At 55.3% G+C, this 12,848-nt stretch carries 16 protein-coding genes; 10 read left to right on the top strand and 6 right to left on the bottom strand.

Features of this window, described 5'->3' with window-relative positions; genetic code table 11:
• Positions 1 to 10: 10 nt before the first annotated feature.
• Both ACR0MQ_RS19085 and ACR0MQ_RS19080 read left to right on the top strand, forming a co-directional pair.
• A complete protein-coding gene (locus tag ACR0MQ_RS19085) occupies positions 11 to 463 on the top strand; it encodes an Lrp/AsnC family transcriptional regulator (protein WP_480610155.1) in 453 nt (150 codons plus the stop codon).
• Positions 464 to 582: 119 nt separating this feature from the next.
• Positions 583 to 1,161, top strand: a complete 579-nt coding sequence (locus ACR0MQ_RS19080; protein ID WP_170772166.1) for a PA14 domain-containing protein — start codon at positions 583 to 585, stop codon at positions 1,159 to 1,161.
• Between the two features lie 48 nt (positions 1,162 to 1,209).
• Here the strand turns inward: ACR0MQ_RS19080 and ACR0MQ_RS19075 are convergent, their stop codons facing one another.
• Positions 1,210 to 2,172, bottom strand: a complete 963-nt coding sequence (locus tag ACR0MQ_RS19075) for an L-malyl-CoA/beta-methylmalyl-CoA lyase (RefSeq protein ID WP_170772164.1) — start codon at positions 2,170 to 2,172, stop codon at positions 1,210 to 1,212.
• A gap of 296 nt (positions 2,173 to 2,468) precedes the next feature.
• Here ACR0MQ_RS19075 and dgcN point away from each other — a divergent pair, with 296 nt between their 5' ends.
• The 3 genes from dgcN to ACR0MQ_RS19060 all read left to right on the top strand — a co-directional run bounded on the left by dgcN (position 2,469) and on the right by ACR0MQ_RS19060 (position 5,407).
• Positions 2,469 to 3,470, top strand: a complete 1,002-nt coding sequence (gene dgcN, locus ACR0MQ_RS19070; RefSeq protein WP_170473935.1) for an N-acetyltransferase DgcN — start codon at positions 2,469 to 2,471, stop codon at positions 3,468 to 3,470.
• A 75-nt stretch (positions 3,471 to 3,545) separates the two neighbouring features.
• Positions 3,546 to 4,511 (top strand): N-acetyl-D-Glu racemase DgcA, encoded by a 966-nt coding sequence (dgcA, locus tag ACR0MQ_RS19065; protein WP_170772162.1) that lies wholly within the window; start codon positions 3,546 to 3,548, stop codon positions 4,509 to 4,511.
• A 35-nt stretch (positions 4,512 to 4,546) separates the two neighbouring features.
• Entirely contained in the window at positions 4,547 to 5,407 is an 861-nt protein-coding gene (locus tag ACR0MQ_RS19060) for a D-amino-acid transaminase (RefSeq protein WP_170772160.1), read from the top strand.
• Positions 5,408 to 5,673: 266 nt separating this feature from the next.
• On the opposite strand, the gene ACR0MQ_RS19055 is transcribed toward ACR0MQ_RS19060, so the two are convergent.
• From ACR0MQ_RS19055 to ACR0MQ_RS19045, 3 genes are all read right to left on the bottom strand, one after another.
• Positions 5,674 to 5,988 carry a DUF1244 domain-containing protein gene (locus ACR0MQ_RS19055; RefSeq protein WP_170772158.1) on the bottom strand — a complete coding sequence of 105 codons (315 nt, stop codon included), beginning with the start codon at positions 5,986 to 5,988 and terminating at the stop codon, positions 5,674 to 5,676.
• A gap of 103 nt (positions 5,989 to 6,091) precedes the next feature.
• Positions 6,092 to 6,331 carry a DUF6868 family protein gene (locus tag ACR0MQ_RS19050; protein WP_010443547.1) on the bottom strand — a complete coding sequence of 80 codons (240 nt, stop codon included), beginning with the start codon at positions 6,329 to 6,331 and terminating at the stop codon, positions 6,092 to 6,094.
• 88 nt (positions 6,332 to 6,419) lie between these two features.
• Positions 6,420 to 7,157, bottom strand: coding sequence for an N-formylglutamate amidohydrolase (locus ACR0MQ_RS19045; protein ID WP_170772156.1), 738 nt, complete (start codon positions 7,155 to 7,157; stop codon positions 6,420 to 6,422).
• A gap of 118 nt (positions 7,158 to 7,275) precedes the next feature.
• Here ACR0MQ_RS19045 and pyk point away from each other — a divergent pair, with 118 nt between their 5' ends.
• The 5 genes from pyk to rplT all read left to right on the top strand — a co-directional run bounded on the left by pyk (position 7,276) and on the right by rplT (position 11,732).
• The gene (pyk, locus tag ACR0MQ_RS19040) at positions 7,276 to 8,721 is read left to right on the top strand and encodes a pyruvate kinase (protein ID WP_170473948.1); all 1,446 of its coding nucleotides are present in this window, start codon (positions 7,276 to 7,278) and stop codon (positions 8,719 to 8,721) included.
• Positions 8,722 to 8,964: 243 nt separating this feature from the next.
• A complete protein-coding gene (locus tag ACR0MQ_RS19035) occupies positions 8,965 to 9,402 on the top strand; it encodes a universal stress protein (protein WP_010443550.1) in 438 nt (145 codons plus the stop codon).
• A 14-nt stretch (positions 9,403 to 9,416) separates the two neighbouring features.
• On the top strand, positions 9,417 to 10,967 hold the full coding sequence (locus ACR0MQ_RS19030; protein ID WP_411353638.1) for an alanine/glycine:cation symporter family protein: 1,551 nt from the start codon (positions 9,417 to 9,419) through the stop codon (positions 10,965 to 10,967).
• Positions 10,968 to 11,150: 183 nt separating this feature from the next.
• On the top strand, positions 11,151 to 11,351 hold the full coding sequence (rpmI, locus tag ACR0MQ_RS19025) for a 50S ribosomal protein L35 (RefSeq protein ID WP_010443552.1): 201 nt from the start codon (positions 11,151 to 11,153) through the stop codon (positions 11,349 to 11,351).
• A 15-nt stretch (positions 11,352 to 11,366) separates the two neighbouring features.
• A complete protein-coding gene (rplT, locus tag ACR0MQ_RS19020; RefSeq protein ID WP_010443553.1) occupies positions 11,367 to 11,732 on the top strand; it encodes a 50S ribosomal protein L20 in 366 nt (121 codons plus the stop codon).
• A gap of 88 nt (positions 11,733 to 11,820) precedes the next feature.
• Here rplT and ACR0MQ_RS19015 read toward each other — a convergent pair whose 3' ends face one another.
• The gene (locus ACR0MQ_RS19015; RefSeq protein WP_480610150.1) at positions 11,821 to 12,351 is read right to left on the bottom strand and encodes a LysR substrate-binding domain-containing protein; all 531 of its coding nucleotides are present in this window, start codon (positions 12,349 to 12,351) and stop codon (positions 11,821 to 11,823) included.
• 8 nt (positions 12,352 to 12,359) lie between these two features.
• Positions 12,360 to 12,734 carry a LysR family transcriptional regulator gene (locus tag ACR0MQ_RS19010; protein ID WP_480610148.1) on the bottom strand — a complete coding sequence of 125 codons (375 nt, stop codon included), beginning with the start codon at positions 12,732 to 12,734 and terminating at the stop codon, positions 12,360 to 12,362.
• Between the last annotated feature and the right edge of the window lie 114 nt (positions 12,735 to 12,848).

The raw sequence follows: 12,848 nt of genomic DNA, 5'->3' as shown, positions 1-12,848 counted from the left end.
TTCACAACAAATGACGAAGGTTGATCGAATTAATCAACATATATTGCGAGAAGTGTCGCAAGATGGTCGCATCAGCAACCTCGATCTTGCCGACCGCGTTGGCCTGTCGCCGTCTGCCTGTCTGCGTCGGGTGCAAGAGTTGGAGCGCGCGGGTGTTATATCGGGCTATCGCGCAGTTCTAAACCCGACAGCCTTAGGCATAGGCTTTGTTGCCTATATCGGCGTCGGGCTGGGTGAGCATACCAAGGCCGCCCAAGAAGGGTTTGAAGAAGCGCTGCAGCAAGCGCCCGAGGTGGTCGAATGTCACAATATCACAGGCACGATCGAGTACCTTTTGCGGGTCGAATGTGCAGACCTCGCATCCTACAAAACCTTCCATACTGAGGTATTGGGAACGCTTCCGCATGTGACCTCGATTACTTCATACGTGGTAATGGGGTCTCCCAAGGATATGCGCGCGTAAAGGCCAAAAAAGTGAATTCTAACCACCTTGCAGGTCAAAAATTCACAGCCTAAGGTCTTTGCAACAGTGTCGTCGGCAGGGATTGATCCCCAAGCGGGCGCGAATTCAGGGAGAAGACCATGAAATTTTTCCGGACCGGAGCGCTTGTTACCGTCTTAGCAGTTTTTGCGGGTGCGGCGACGGCTGCACCTTTGAAGTTAACGCCTGCAAATCCTCAACCCAGTCCAAAAGCGGGGTTGAATGCAAAGTATAGCTGGGAAGGTAATCCGCCTCGCAAAATCCAAAACCTCGGCAAAGTTAAACAACTATTGAGGAAGGCCAAGCCCGGCGCGCCACTTAGGGGACTGGACTACCGTGATACGAATGAGGGCGATCCTGTCCTGACTTTCAACGAAGCCTTCAATGTTGCCGCGGAAATCACGGGTTATATTCGTTTTGATTCACCCGGGATATACGAGCTTGAAACCTGGTCAAATGACGGGATCGATGCGTGGGTCGGTGGCCAGCAAATTGGATATGTTAATGGTCGCCAAGGCTGTGAGGCCAACCAACGGACCGAAGTCGAAGTGCCGAAAGCTGGTTGGTATCCTCTCAACATCAAGTACTTTCAGAAATACGGTACGTCCTGCTTGATGATGAAATGGGGTAAACAGGGTGAGAGGATTACCTGGACACCCAACGACGTCTTCGGCCGCTGATCATACAAAATAAAAGGCGCTCGTTTGAGCGCCTTTCTTCGTCGTAGGTTAGCCACCTGCCGCGATCAGTTCGGACTGCGCTACAATGACTTCGGCCTGCTTGATCGAGGCGATATCCACCAAACGTCCTTTGTAGACGGTTGCGCCTTCACCGTTGGCCTTTGCCTGTTCCATTGCGGCTAGAATTTCGCGCGCTTCAGACACCGCCTCATCTGACGGGGTGAAAACCTGATTAGCCAATGCAATCTGCTTGGGGTGGATGGCCCATTTGCCAACCATGCCCAGTGTGGCCGAGCGTTTGGCTTGCGCGATATATCCCTCATCATCCGAAAAATCGCCGAACGGGCCATCGACCGGAAGCACGCCATGGGTACGGCAGGCGGCGACGATGGCGGCTTGCGCCCAGTGCCAGGGGTCGGACCAGTGCTTTTCGCCTTCGCGCAGCATGTAATAGTTTTCCTGTGTGCCGCCGATGCCGGTTGTTTGCATGCCCATCGAGGCTGCAAAATCCGCAGCGCCAAGGCTCATGGCCTGCAAACGCGGGGATGCTGCTGCGATCTCTTCGACATGCGCCAAGCCAGCGGCGGATTCGATGATCACCTCGAAAGAGATGGGTTTGGTTCGGCCCTTGGCTCGCTCGATGGCAGTAACCAGCGCGTCCACCGCATAAACATCCGCCGCACACCCGACCTTGGGGATCATGATCTGATCCAGCCGATCGCCTGCCTGTTCCAGCACATCAACCACGTCGCGGTACCAATAGGGTGTATCCAGCCCATTGATCCGAACTGACATGTATTTGTTGCCCCAATCGACCGTATTGAGCGCCTCGATGACATTGGCGCGGGCGGTATCCTTGTCGGACGGGGCCACCGAGTCTTCCAGATCCAGGTTGATGACATCCGCTGCCGACGCGGCCATCTTGGGAAATAGCTTAGTATTCGAGCCCGGGCCAAACAGTTGACAGCGATTGGGGCGCGCCGGAGCGGCGGGTTGGATGCGGAAACTCATCTGAACCTCGTCTGAGTAATGAAATTGCGTTCTTTCCTGAGCCTGAGATATTAAATTGCGTGGCGCTGTGCAAGCTTGATTGTGCAGCTGCGGCAATGCGTGTGCAGAATGTTCGAATTTTAAACCGACAAAAGAATGCTCAAAGATTGATCAGTTTGAAAACTTCGAATAGTTTTGCGAGTTTTAAAATTATTGTGCAAGTTTATCCTGTCAGAAGGCGGATTGTAAGGAGAGTTTGAGAAATCCTCGTCAAATCGGTTCTCTAGCTTAGGCCAGAATCAAAGGAGTGCAGCGCGATGATCGAGACACCGTACCTATTGTTTTTGGGCGATGCGCCCGACTTGTTGGCGGCCAAAGTGGCTATTGGCATCCGGGACTGGCGTCCTGAGAATGCTGTTGGTCAAATCAAGCTGGAAGGTTGCAATGCCGACCTGGGCCTGACGGAAATGACTCTGGCCGAAGGTAAAGCGGCTGGTGCCAAGACACTCGTCATTGGTGTTGCAAACCGGGGCGGGATCATCAGCGAAGCTTGGAAAGAAGTTCTGATTGAAGCTTTGGAAATGGGCTATGATCTGGCATCTGGCCTGCACAACCTGCTGCGTGACGAAGGTGATTTGGTTGCGGCTGCGCAGACCCATGGATGCACATTGCACGACGTCCGTGTGCCGACTGTTGGTTACCCGATTGCAAACGGCCGCAAGCGTACCGGCAAACGGTGCCTGGCCGTTGGAACCGATTGCTCTGCCGGTAAGATGTATACGGCGATGTCGATGGATGCCGAAATGCGCAAGCGCGGTATGAAATCCACGTTCCGTGCTACAGGTCAGACGGGCATTCTGGTCACGGGGCAGGGTGTACCGCTGGATGCCGTTATCGCGGATTTCATGGCAGGGTCGGTCGAGTACCTGACACCGGACAATGATCCGGATCACTGGGATCACATCGAAGGGCAGGGTTCCCTGTTCCACGTGTCTTATTCGGGTGTGACCATGGCGCTGATCCATGGCGGGCAGCCCGATGCGCTGATCCTGTGCCACGAACCAACCCGGACCCATATGCGCGGACTGCCTGAGTATTCACTGCCGACGCTGGAGCAGTTGCGTGACACAGCACTGCCGCTGGCGCGCGTGGCAAACCCAGAGTGTCAGGTTGCAGGCGTGTCGATCAACACCCAGCACCTGAGCGAAGAAGATGCGCTTGCCTATATCACTAAGGTTGAGACCGAGATGGGCATCCCGGCGACCGATCCCTACCGCTTTGGAGCCGGTAAACTAGTGGATGCGCTGGCCACACTGTGATCTAAGCACTCTCGCTGGAGGCGGAGCAATCCGCCGCCGGCGGGCGTATTTGTCAAAAAATAGAGGAGCAGGCGCGTGCAAATTGAAGTTTCTCGCGATGTGTTTCGATTGGCGCAGGTATTCACCATCTCGCGCGGCTCACGTACCGAGGCAAAAGTTTTGACTGTCCGTATCTCGGACGGTGTGCACCATGGTTGGGGCGAATGTGTACCTTATGCCCGCTATGGCGAAACACTGGAGTCGGTCGAGGCCGAGATAGCCGGGCTACCCGATGTGTTTTCGCGCTATTCCCTGAGGGACCTTTTGCCTGCTGGCGCGGCGCGGAATGCGGTGGATTGTGCACTGTGGGATCTGGAAGCGAAACGCGCGGGTAAACGGGCATGGGAGCTTGCTGAAATCGCTGCGCCAGGGCCTGAAATAACAGCCTATACGCTGTCATTGGACACGCCCGAAGCGATGCGGGCTCAAGCGGCCGAAAACGCTTTCCGCCCCTTGCTGAAGATTAAGCTGGGAACACCCGATGATATGCCGAGGCTCGAGGCTGTCCGGGCTGGGGCGCCAAAGTCGAAAATCATCATCGACGCTAATGAAGGCTGGTCTGCCGAAGTCTATGCAGATCTTGCCCCGCATCTCGTGCGCCTGGGCGTGGCTCTGGTCGAACAGCCTTTACCAGCTGGTGAGGATGATGCCCTGATCGGGATGGATCGCCCTGTGCCAGTTTGTGCTGACGAATCCTGTCACGATCGGGCAAGCCTACCCGCACTCAAGGGCAAATATGATGTGGTGAACATCAAACTGGACAAGACCGGCGGTCTTACCGAGGCGCTAGAATTGCGCAAGGCCGCATTGGCTGAGGGCTATGATGTTATGGTTGGCTGCATGGTCGGAAGCTCGCTTGCGATGGCCCCGGCAACACTGGTGGCGCAGGGGGCGATGGTTACAGACCTTGACGGGCCGCTTCTGTTGGCCGAAGACCGCGATACACCGCTGATTTTTGACGATGCCGGAGTACACCCGCCCAAAGCGGCGCTCTGGGGGTAAGGAACGGGCGAAGCCCGGAAACAAAAGGAAATGACATGACCCGTACCGTCTATGTGAATGGCGAATACCTGCCTGAATCCGAAGCAAGCATTTCGATCTTTGACCGGGGTTTCCTGTTTGCGGATGCTGTGTACGAGGTGACCAGCGTGCTGGACGGCAAGCTGATCGACTTTGAAGGCCACGCCGTACGTCTGAAGCGCTCATTGGATGAACTCGATATCGTTCAGCCTTGCAGCATGGACGAATTGTTGGAAATCCACCGCAAACTGGTTGAATTGAATGGAATTGATGAGGGGCTGGTTTATCTGCAGGTCACTCGTGGCTCGGACGGGGATCGGGATTTTGTTTTCCCAGCCGCCGATACAAAGCCAAGCCTTGTTCTCTTTACCCAGAACAAACCAGGCCTTGCAGACAGTCCGGCAGCGAAGAAGGGTGCCAAGATCATCTCGATTGATGATATCCGCTGGGGCCGTCGTGACATCAAGACGGTGCAGCTGCTTTACCCTTCCATGGGCAAGATGATGGCCAAAAAGGCAGGCTGCGATGATGCGTGGCTGGTTGAAGATGGCTATGTGACCGAAGGCACCAGCAACAACGCCTATTTCGTCAAGAGTGGTAAGATCGTCACCCGTCCGCTGTCTAACGACATACTGCACGGCATCACGCGCAAGGCGGTATTGCGCATGGCGGCCGAGGCGCAGATGGAGGTCGAAGAGCGCCTGTTCACCATAGACGAAGCAAAAGAAGCCGATGAGGCCTTCACCACTTCGGCCAGTGCTTTCGTTATGCCGGTGGTTGAGATCGATGGTGTTGCGCTGGGCGATGGCACACCGGGTCCGATCGCCAAACGTCTGCGCGAGATCTATCTGGACGAAAGCCGCAAGGCGGCGATCTAGAAGAGGTAGTTATATCTAGTCTCGTTGCCAGCAATGGTATGAACTCAAATGCGACGCGCGGCGCAATTTGCCGTTATTCCTGCACCCTCGCGAAATATTGCGAGGGTGTTGTCGGTTCACAGGATGTTGGTGCCGTGAACAAACCGTCATGTTGGGTTTTTACGGATCACTGAGGTGTCACTGATTGTGAACCCGTGTTCGAATGATCAGCATCATCCCCGGTGGAAGGTTTACACAGAGAAGGCGGTTTTTTCCGGCGTCGAGCGTCAGCTCTTCTTCGTCACATTCTCTTCAAACGCAACCTTGAATGCGGCCTGTTTTTCGGCGCTGGCATCGGTCTGATAGTTGGCCTTCCATTCATCCATGGACATGCCATAGAAAATCTCGCGCGCTTCGTCCTTGCCCAATTCAATGCCTTTTGCATTGGCGGCTTCCTGATACCAGCGCGACAGGCAATTGCGGCAAAACCCGGTCAGATTCATCATGTCGATGTTCTGGACGTCTGTGCGGTCTTTCATCAGGTGCTGCTGCAAACGACGGAACGCAGCGGCTTGAAGTTCGATTTCGGTTTGCTTGTCCATATTCTGGCTCCGAGTAGATGTTTTTACATTCTGAGGCTGAACTAGCAATCCGCAGGCTTCGATACAATGAATACAAAGGCCTTTGAATTGGCCGATCCGGTATTTAGGAGAGTTTCAGTGCCAACCATGGCACCAGGCAAAAAACCAGGGTCAGGATCTTGTAGTTCGCAAGATACCGGAAGTAAGCGCGTTTTATGTCGGCACGTTCCATCTGGAACATTCTGCCATGCACATCTGCAATCCAGTTTTGCAAAGCCAAGACCATCATGGTGCTGAAGAGCAAAACACCGATGTTCAGAACCGTCATCCAACCGAAGACAGTCGTCAGGAATTCCTGCGTCATAGTCGTCTCCTTTCGCCTGATATATGGGTATTGGCCAATGCGCTCCCAACATTAGGAGGAACAAAAAACAATCTGCGACGTCACTGTGTCACAGTCTGCTTTCGACGAGCGCGTCTTGTAGTGCAACGGCCAGACGGTTGGCCCAATGGCGCTGCCCCTCGTGATCCGCAATCAGATCGTTGCGCAGCTCAATCAGTGCATTGGGTCGACCAAATGCTGTGCAATGTTTGTCGATCGCATCACCGGGTAGAACGCCGGTATAGGGTTCATTTACACCGACGCACAGATCGCTCTCGGCATTCAGTCGGTTGATTAACGGACGTGAGAACCGCTCATCCGGAGTGTGCAGGACGCCGATATGCCAGGGTCGGGGATCGCGACCGCGTAGCTGGCGCGTAAAGGAGTGCATTGAGACGATAACCGCATGAGGCAGGCCTGCAAGCTGTGCCAGCGCATCATGATAAGGACGGTAGCACATGTTCAGGCGCCGCTCCTTCTCAACTGTATCGGCGTGGCGATTGCCTGGGATGATCGAACCATCATAGAGCTTCATCAGAAGCGTCGGATCATCCTCACCGCGATTGGGGTCGATCACCAAGCGCGAAAAATTGGCCGCGATAACTGGGGCGTTCAGAATCTCGCCCAGATGCTTCGACACCTCGTAGGCGCCCACATCGTAAGCGATGTGCCGTTCCATGTCTTCGCGCGGCAGTCCCAGGTCCCCGTCATTGATATCGGGTGGGACCATGTTGGTTGCATGGTCGCAAGTAATTAGCCAACGCGACGGCCGATCCGCGCCGTGAACAAAAAACGGAGAATAAGTCATGAGCCTGTCATCTTGTTTGTCGCAGGTGTAGGACAGTTGCGTTGGAAAGGGAATTGCGCAATAAGCGGCCCAAGCAATGTTTGCGGTAACATTCGTGCGTTTAAGGAGAGCCTGATCAATGCGACGCCTGAGAAATGTGAAAATCGTGGCGACGCTGGGACCGGCGTCTAACGACTATGACACCATCCGCGCTCTGCACGAGGCAGGGGCCGATGTGTTTCGCCTGAACATGAGCCATGGCAGTCATGATGAAATCCGCGAACGGCATCGGATCATCCGGCAGATCGAAAAGGATCTGGACAGCCCGATTGCAATTTTGGCCGATCTTCAAGGACCGAAGCTGCGCGTTGGTGTGTTTGCCAATGACGCAGAAGAGCTGGAAGAGGGCGCAGCGTTTCGTCTGGACCTTGATCCGGCAGCGGGGGATATCAACCGGGTCTGTCTACCGCACCCCGAGATTTTTGCTGCTTTGGAGCCGGGTGCGCGCCTGCTGGTCAATGATGGCAAGATTCGTCTGATCGTGCAGGATTGCGGTCAGGATTTTGCCCACTGCACAGTTGAAGTAGGTGGCACGATCTCAAACCGAAAAGGTGTGAATGTTCCGGACGTGGTTCTGCCGTTGGCGGCGCTGTCTGACAAGGATCGCGACGATCTGGAATTTGTCTGCCAGTTGGGCGTGGACTGGTTAGCGCTGAGTTTTGTGCAGCGCGCCAAGGACGTTTTCGAAGCACGTGCGCTGGCAGATGGTCGCGCATCGATCCTGTCCAAGATCGAAAAGCCTGCCGCAGTGGAAGCTTTTGATGACATCCTTGATGCCTCGGACGGGATCATGGTTGCACGTGGCGATCTCGGTGTTGAGTTGCCCGTTTCAGCTGTACCGCCGATTCAGAAGCGTCTGGTGCGCAAGTGTCGTACTGCAGCGAAGCCCGTGATTGTTGCAACACAGATGTTGGAAAGCATGATCGAAAGTCCGATGCCAACGCGGGCCGAGGTTTCGGACGTGGCAACCGCCATCTATGAAGGCACCGATGCAATCATGCTCAGCGCTGAATCCGCGGCTGGATCCTATCCGATCGAAGCGGTCCAGACCATGAATAAGGTCGCCATCGAGGTTGAAGCGGATCCGACCTACCACCAGATCATTGCGGCCTCACGAACTGCCAAGGGCACGACCATCGCGGACGGAATCGTGGCAGCCGCGCGCGAAATTGCGGAAAAGACGGACATCAAGGCCATCTGCTGTTTCACTCAAAGTGGTACAACCGCGTTGCTTACTGCACGCGAGCGTCCCGGTGTGCCGATAATTGCGATGACTCCGGCCACTGGCACCGCACGCAGGCTTTGCTTGAGCTGGGGCTGCCATTGTGTTCTGACCCCCGAGCAGGAACGGTTCAAGGGCGCGGTGGTCAGTGCGGCTCGCGCGGCTCGTTCGGGCGGCTTTGCGGCCGAGACTGATCAGATCGTGGTCACCGCTGGCGTGCCGTTTAATGTCCCTGGAACGACCAACATCTTGCGTATCGCTCCGTGTGATGAACGGCTGATTTACAACACCGATCCGGGTTAAGTTGCGACCCAATATCAACAATTTATATTGATACCCTACAATCTGCCTAAAATTTAGGCGGAAATAAATTAGCAATTTCAACTAGATGAGCGATTGTTGGTTGCATTTCAAAATTACTTCTCTGTTTTTCCGTGTTTTTGGGGATACTTGCCTCTAGGGCAGTCTACTCAAACAAGTTCCAGGTTCCGGCTGCTCTGCCGGGGGCACGGGCCCCGGTCAAACAAACCACAATGGAGGAACGACATGACAACGAAAATTGTCATTGGACTGGACGGGACAGAAACCGGAGAACGCGCAATCGCCTTCGCCAAAGACTTGGCCGGACGTATCGGAGAATGCGAACTGCTGGTTGTTTATGTCATCGAATGGTCGCCTTTCACATTCCAGACACCGGAAGAAAATGCTATGCGCCACAAGAGGCGCGAGGAAGAGGTAGAGCTGGCTACATCGCGGATCATCGCGCCAGCGGTCGAAGCGCTAAAGGCAGCAGGATTCGAAGCCCAAGGTATCGTGCGTCACGGAGATGTCGCCGAAACACTGAACACGATCACGGTCGAAAACGGTGGATCACAGATCGTTGTTGGTCGGGCTTCGGCTGACGGGTTCAAGAAGCGCCTGTTTGGCAGCTCCACGCAGAACCTTGTCATGCATGCCGACGTTCCCGTCACGGTCGTGAATTGAGGGGAGAGTAGATGATGAGTATTCAAAACAAACTTGGTTTGGCTGCGCTTACCGCTCTGGCTGCGAGTCCTGCCGCCGCTCAGGAAGCGGTTGGGCTGGACGACAAGATCAATCAGGCATTTGCAGACTTCACCGGGCCATTTGTAAGTTTTATTTTTGCACCTTTCCCCGGGACAGGTTTCCCCTGGATCGTGGGATGGCTGGTTGTAGCGGCGACTGTGTTCACACTGTATTTTGCCTTCGTGCAGTTGCGCTTTTTCAGCCATGCGATCAGCCTGGTGAAAGGCGACTACTCTGACCCGAACGATGCGGGTGAGGTCAGCCACTTTCAAGCGCTCGCTACAGCCTTGTCCGGTACGGTTGGGCTTGGCAACATCGCCGGTGTTGCGGTTGCCGTTGGCATCGGCGGGCCGGGTGCGACTTTCTGGATGATCGTCGCGGGTCTGTTGGGCATGGCGTCGAAATTCACCGAATGTACGCTGGGCGTGAAGTATCGCAACGAATACGAGGACGGCACCGTTTCCGGTGGTCCGATGTATTACATGTCCAAAGGGTTCAACGAACTGGGCCTGCCGGGTGGTAAGATCCTTGCGGTTCTTTTCTCGATCTTCTGTATCCTCGGTGCCTTGGGCGGGGGCAACATGTTCCAGGCCAACCAGGCGCACCAGCAGATCGCAGGCATCGTTGGAGACTATCCCGGTTGGATCACCGGTCTGGTGTTCGCGGGCATCGTGTTTGCAGTGATCGTGGGTGGCCTGAAATCTATCGCACGCGTGACCGAGAAAGTCGTGCCATTTATGGGCGTGATGTATGTGGCTGCGGCGCTGGTAATCATCCTGATGAACGCGGATCAGATCGGGTGGGCCTTTGGCCAGATCTTCGCGGGTGCCTTTACTGGTCTCGGCGTGGCAGGCGGTATGGTCGGTGCGCTGATCCAGGGCTTCCGTCGTGCGGCGTTTTCGAACGAGGCAGGGGTCGGGTCTGCAGCGATTGCACACTCTGCTGTTCGGACCAAAGAGCCGATTACCGAGGGCTTTGTATCTCTGCTTGAGCCGTTCATCGATACGGTCGTGATCTGTACCATGACCGCGCTGGTGATCATCATCACCCAGCAATTGATCGTTGATCCGGAAACCGGCAATTACATGCTGAACGAAGCGGGTAACGCGATTGCAACTGTTGATGGTAACACCGGTGTCAGCCTGACCTCGGCAGCCTTCGGCAGCGCGTTCAGCTGGTTCCCGTTCATTCTGGCCATTGCCGTGGTGCTGTTCGCCTTCTCGACCATGATCAGCTGGTCCTATTACGGCCTCAAGGCCTGGACTTATCTGTTCGGTGAGGGTCACACCAAGGAGCTGGTGTTCAAGGTCATCTTCTGCATCTTCGTTGTCATCGGCGCTGCGGCCAACCTTGGGCCGGTCATTGACTTCTCGGATGCGGCGATCTTTGCGATGGCTGTTGTGAACGTCTTCGCGCTCTACTTCCTGATGAAAGTGGTGCGCCAGGAGCTGGCGTCCTACGCAGAACGGTTGAAGAGCGGCGAAATCCGCAAATTCGAACATTAAACCATACCACCGGGGCGGCGCGTGTCGCCCCGGTACTCAGTCTGCCCGTGAAAATCGCAGATTCTGACCCAAACCCCCTTGCCAGTATGACCGAACTTGCGTAAACGGCGCTTCTGATCGCGTGACCGGCCGAGATGGCATGCCGAGTCGCGTCTGAAACCGAACCCGGAAAAGGAGACGGAAATGCCTAAGATGAAGACCAAGTCGAGCGCCAAGAAGCGCTTTAAGGTGACTGCGACCGGTAAGGTCCTTGCTGGCCAGGCCGGCAAACGTCACGGCATGATCAAGCGGACCAAGAAATTCATCCGCGATGCCCGTGGCAACACCACCCTGTCCGCCCCCGACGCCAAGATCGTCAAGGGCTACATGCCCTACGACCGCTAAGAGGAGATTTGAGAGATGTCCCGCGTTAAAGGTGGAACCGTAACCCACGCCCGTCACAAGAAGATCATCAAAGCCGCAAAAGGCTATTATGGTCGTCGCAAGAGCACATTCAAAGTTGCGTCTCAGGCCGTTGACAAGGCCAACCAGTATGCAACCCGTGACCGCAAGAATCGCAAGCGCAACTTCCGCGCGCTGTGGATCCAGCGTATCAATGCTGCTGTGCGTTCGCATGACGAAGCACTGACATATTCCCGCTTCATCAATGGCCTGAACCTGGCCGGTATCGAAGTGGACCGCAAAGTTCTGGCTGACCTGGCCGTGCACGAACCGGAAGCGTTCGGCGCGATCGTCGCCAAAGCTCAGGCAGCCCTGGCCGCCTGATCCTCGTCTCAGAGACAGTGAAATCAAAGCCGCTCCTACAGGGAGCGGCTTTTTTGTTTTAACAAACCGGGTCGTAAGCCCAACCGCCTCATAAATTTTTATCGGAGAATGGGTCCGATGGCGTGTTTAGCCGAAGATGTCGCATGAATGCGCGGGCGATTCTAGGAACCGGCCTTTGATCCGAAATGACGAAGTGACCACGATATCGCATGGGCGCTTCAAACGGGACAAAAGTCAGGTCCGGTGATCGATACATGTACACCGGAAAGGGATTGATCACAGCCAACCCAAGGCCCTCCCGAGCCATATCGGCTGCTGCGAACGAGGTCGAAACCTCGGCGACAATTCTGGGTTCCGCTCGTACCTGATGCAGTAATCGATCAAGCTGCCCGCGTCTGCCGTGGCGATATGTCAATGCAATCAGATCTTGTTCATGCAGATCTGCGGGGGCGAGCGCACTGCGTTGGGCAAGTGGATGTTCGGGTCGCATTACGCAAACTGCTGGCGATTCCCTGAACGGTATCAGTTTGATCCCCGCGCGGCTTTGCTCAATCCCGGTTACCGCCAAGTCGAAGCGGTTTTCCAATACGCCCAATGTCACCATGTCTGAGGTCGTCACCTCCAGGTTCACAAAAAACCCGGATTTCCACGTATGAAACTGGCGATGAGCGTGACGATATAGCGGTGGGCATAACTTGGAGGAGCGACAAGGCGTAACGTTTCCTGGACGGTTTCACCCGGTCCATCGATCCGGTCGAGAGCCTCGAACAAGGGGTCGAGACGCATGTTCAATCGCACGGCCTCTTGCGTCGGGCGTAGTCTGCCCGCGTCCCTTTCAAACAGAATTTTCCCAAGTCGGGATTCAAGACTGCCAACAGATCGGCTGACGGCTGATTGAGACAGGCCCAGTTGTCGTGCAGCGGCGGCAGTGGTTCCTGCCTGCATGAGGGCCCGCAAGGCTTGATACTCCGGTAGTGAGTGCCAGTTGCGTGTTTTCTTCATCGACTTGCACCCTCATGAATCCGACTAGGCTCCAGACTCATTGATTTACAGCCAGAACAGCACGGTAGCTGCTAGAGCGATAGCCGAGAGGAATACCTTTGGGCATCTGTCATA

Source organism: Ruegeria sp. AN6, from assembly GCF_056540425.1.
The sequence above is the reverse complement of the archived record's forward strand: the minus strand, read 5'-3'. Positions and strand labels throughout refer to the sequence as shown.

Excerpts from the sequence above, each read along its gene's own strand:
- ACR0MQ_RS19080 (WP_170772166.1), top strand. The coding sequence starts at position 583 with ATGAAATTTTTCCGGACCGGAGCGCTTGTTACCGTCTTAGCAGTTTTT.
- ACR0MQ_RS19060 (WP_170772160.1), top strand. The coding sequence starts at position 4,547 with ATGACCCGTACCGTCTATGTGAATGGCGAATACCTGCCTGAATCCGAA.
- ACR0MQ_RS19055 (WP_170772158.1), bottom strand. The coding sequence starts at position 5,988 with ATGGACAAGCAAACCGAAATCGAACTTCAAGCCGCTGCGTTCCGTCGT.
- ACR0MQ_RS19030 (WP_411353638.1), top strand. The coding sequence starts at position 9,417 with ATGAGTATTCAAAACAAACTTGGTTTGGCTGCGCTTACCGCTCTGGCT.
- ACR0MQ_RS19050 (WP_010443547.1), bottom strand. The coding sequence starts at position 6,331 with ATGACGCAGGAATTCCTGACGACTGTCTTCGGTTGGATGACGGTTCTG.
- dgcN (WP_170473935.1), top strand. The coding sequence starts at position 2,469 with ATGATCGAGACACCGTACCTATTGTTTTTGGGCGATGCGCCCGACTTG.
- rplT (WP_010443553.1), top strand. The coding sequence starts at position 11,367 with ATGTCCCGCGTTAAAGGTGGAACCGTAACCCACGCCCGTCACAAGAAG.
- pyk (WP_170473948.1), top strand. The coding sequence starts at position 7,276 with ATGCGACGCCTGAGAAATGTGAAAATCGTGGCGACGCTGGGACCGGCG.
- ACR0MQ_RS19085 (WP_480610155.1), top strand. The coding sequence starts at position 11 with ATGACGAAGGTTGATCGAATTAATCAACATATATTGCGAGAAGTGTCG.
- rpmI (WP_010443552.1), top strand. The coding sequence starts at position 11,151 with ATGCCTAAGATGAAGACCAAGTCGAGCGCCAAGAAGCGCTTTAAGGTG.
- ACR0MQ_RS19035 (WP_010443550.1), top strand. The coding sequence starts at position 8,965 with ATGACAACGAAAATTGTCATTGGACTGGACGGGACAGAAACCGGAGAA.
- ACR0MQ_RS19010 (WP_480610148.1), bottom strand. The coding sequence starts at position 12,734 with ATGAAGAAAACACGCAACTGGCACTCACTACCGGAGTATCAAGCCTTG.
- ACR0MQ_RS19045 (WP_170772156.1), bottom strand. The coding sequence starts at position 7,157 with ATGACTTATTCTCCGTTTTTTGTTCACGGCGCGGATCGGCCGTCGCGT.
- ACR0MQ_RS19075 (WP_170772164.1), bottom strand. The coding sequence starts at position 2,172 with ATGAGTTTCCGCATCCAACCCGCCGCTCCGGCGCGCCCCAATCGCTGT.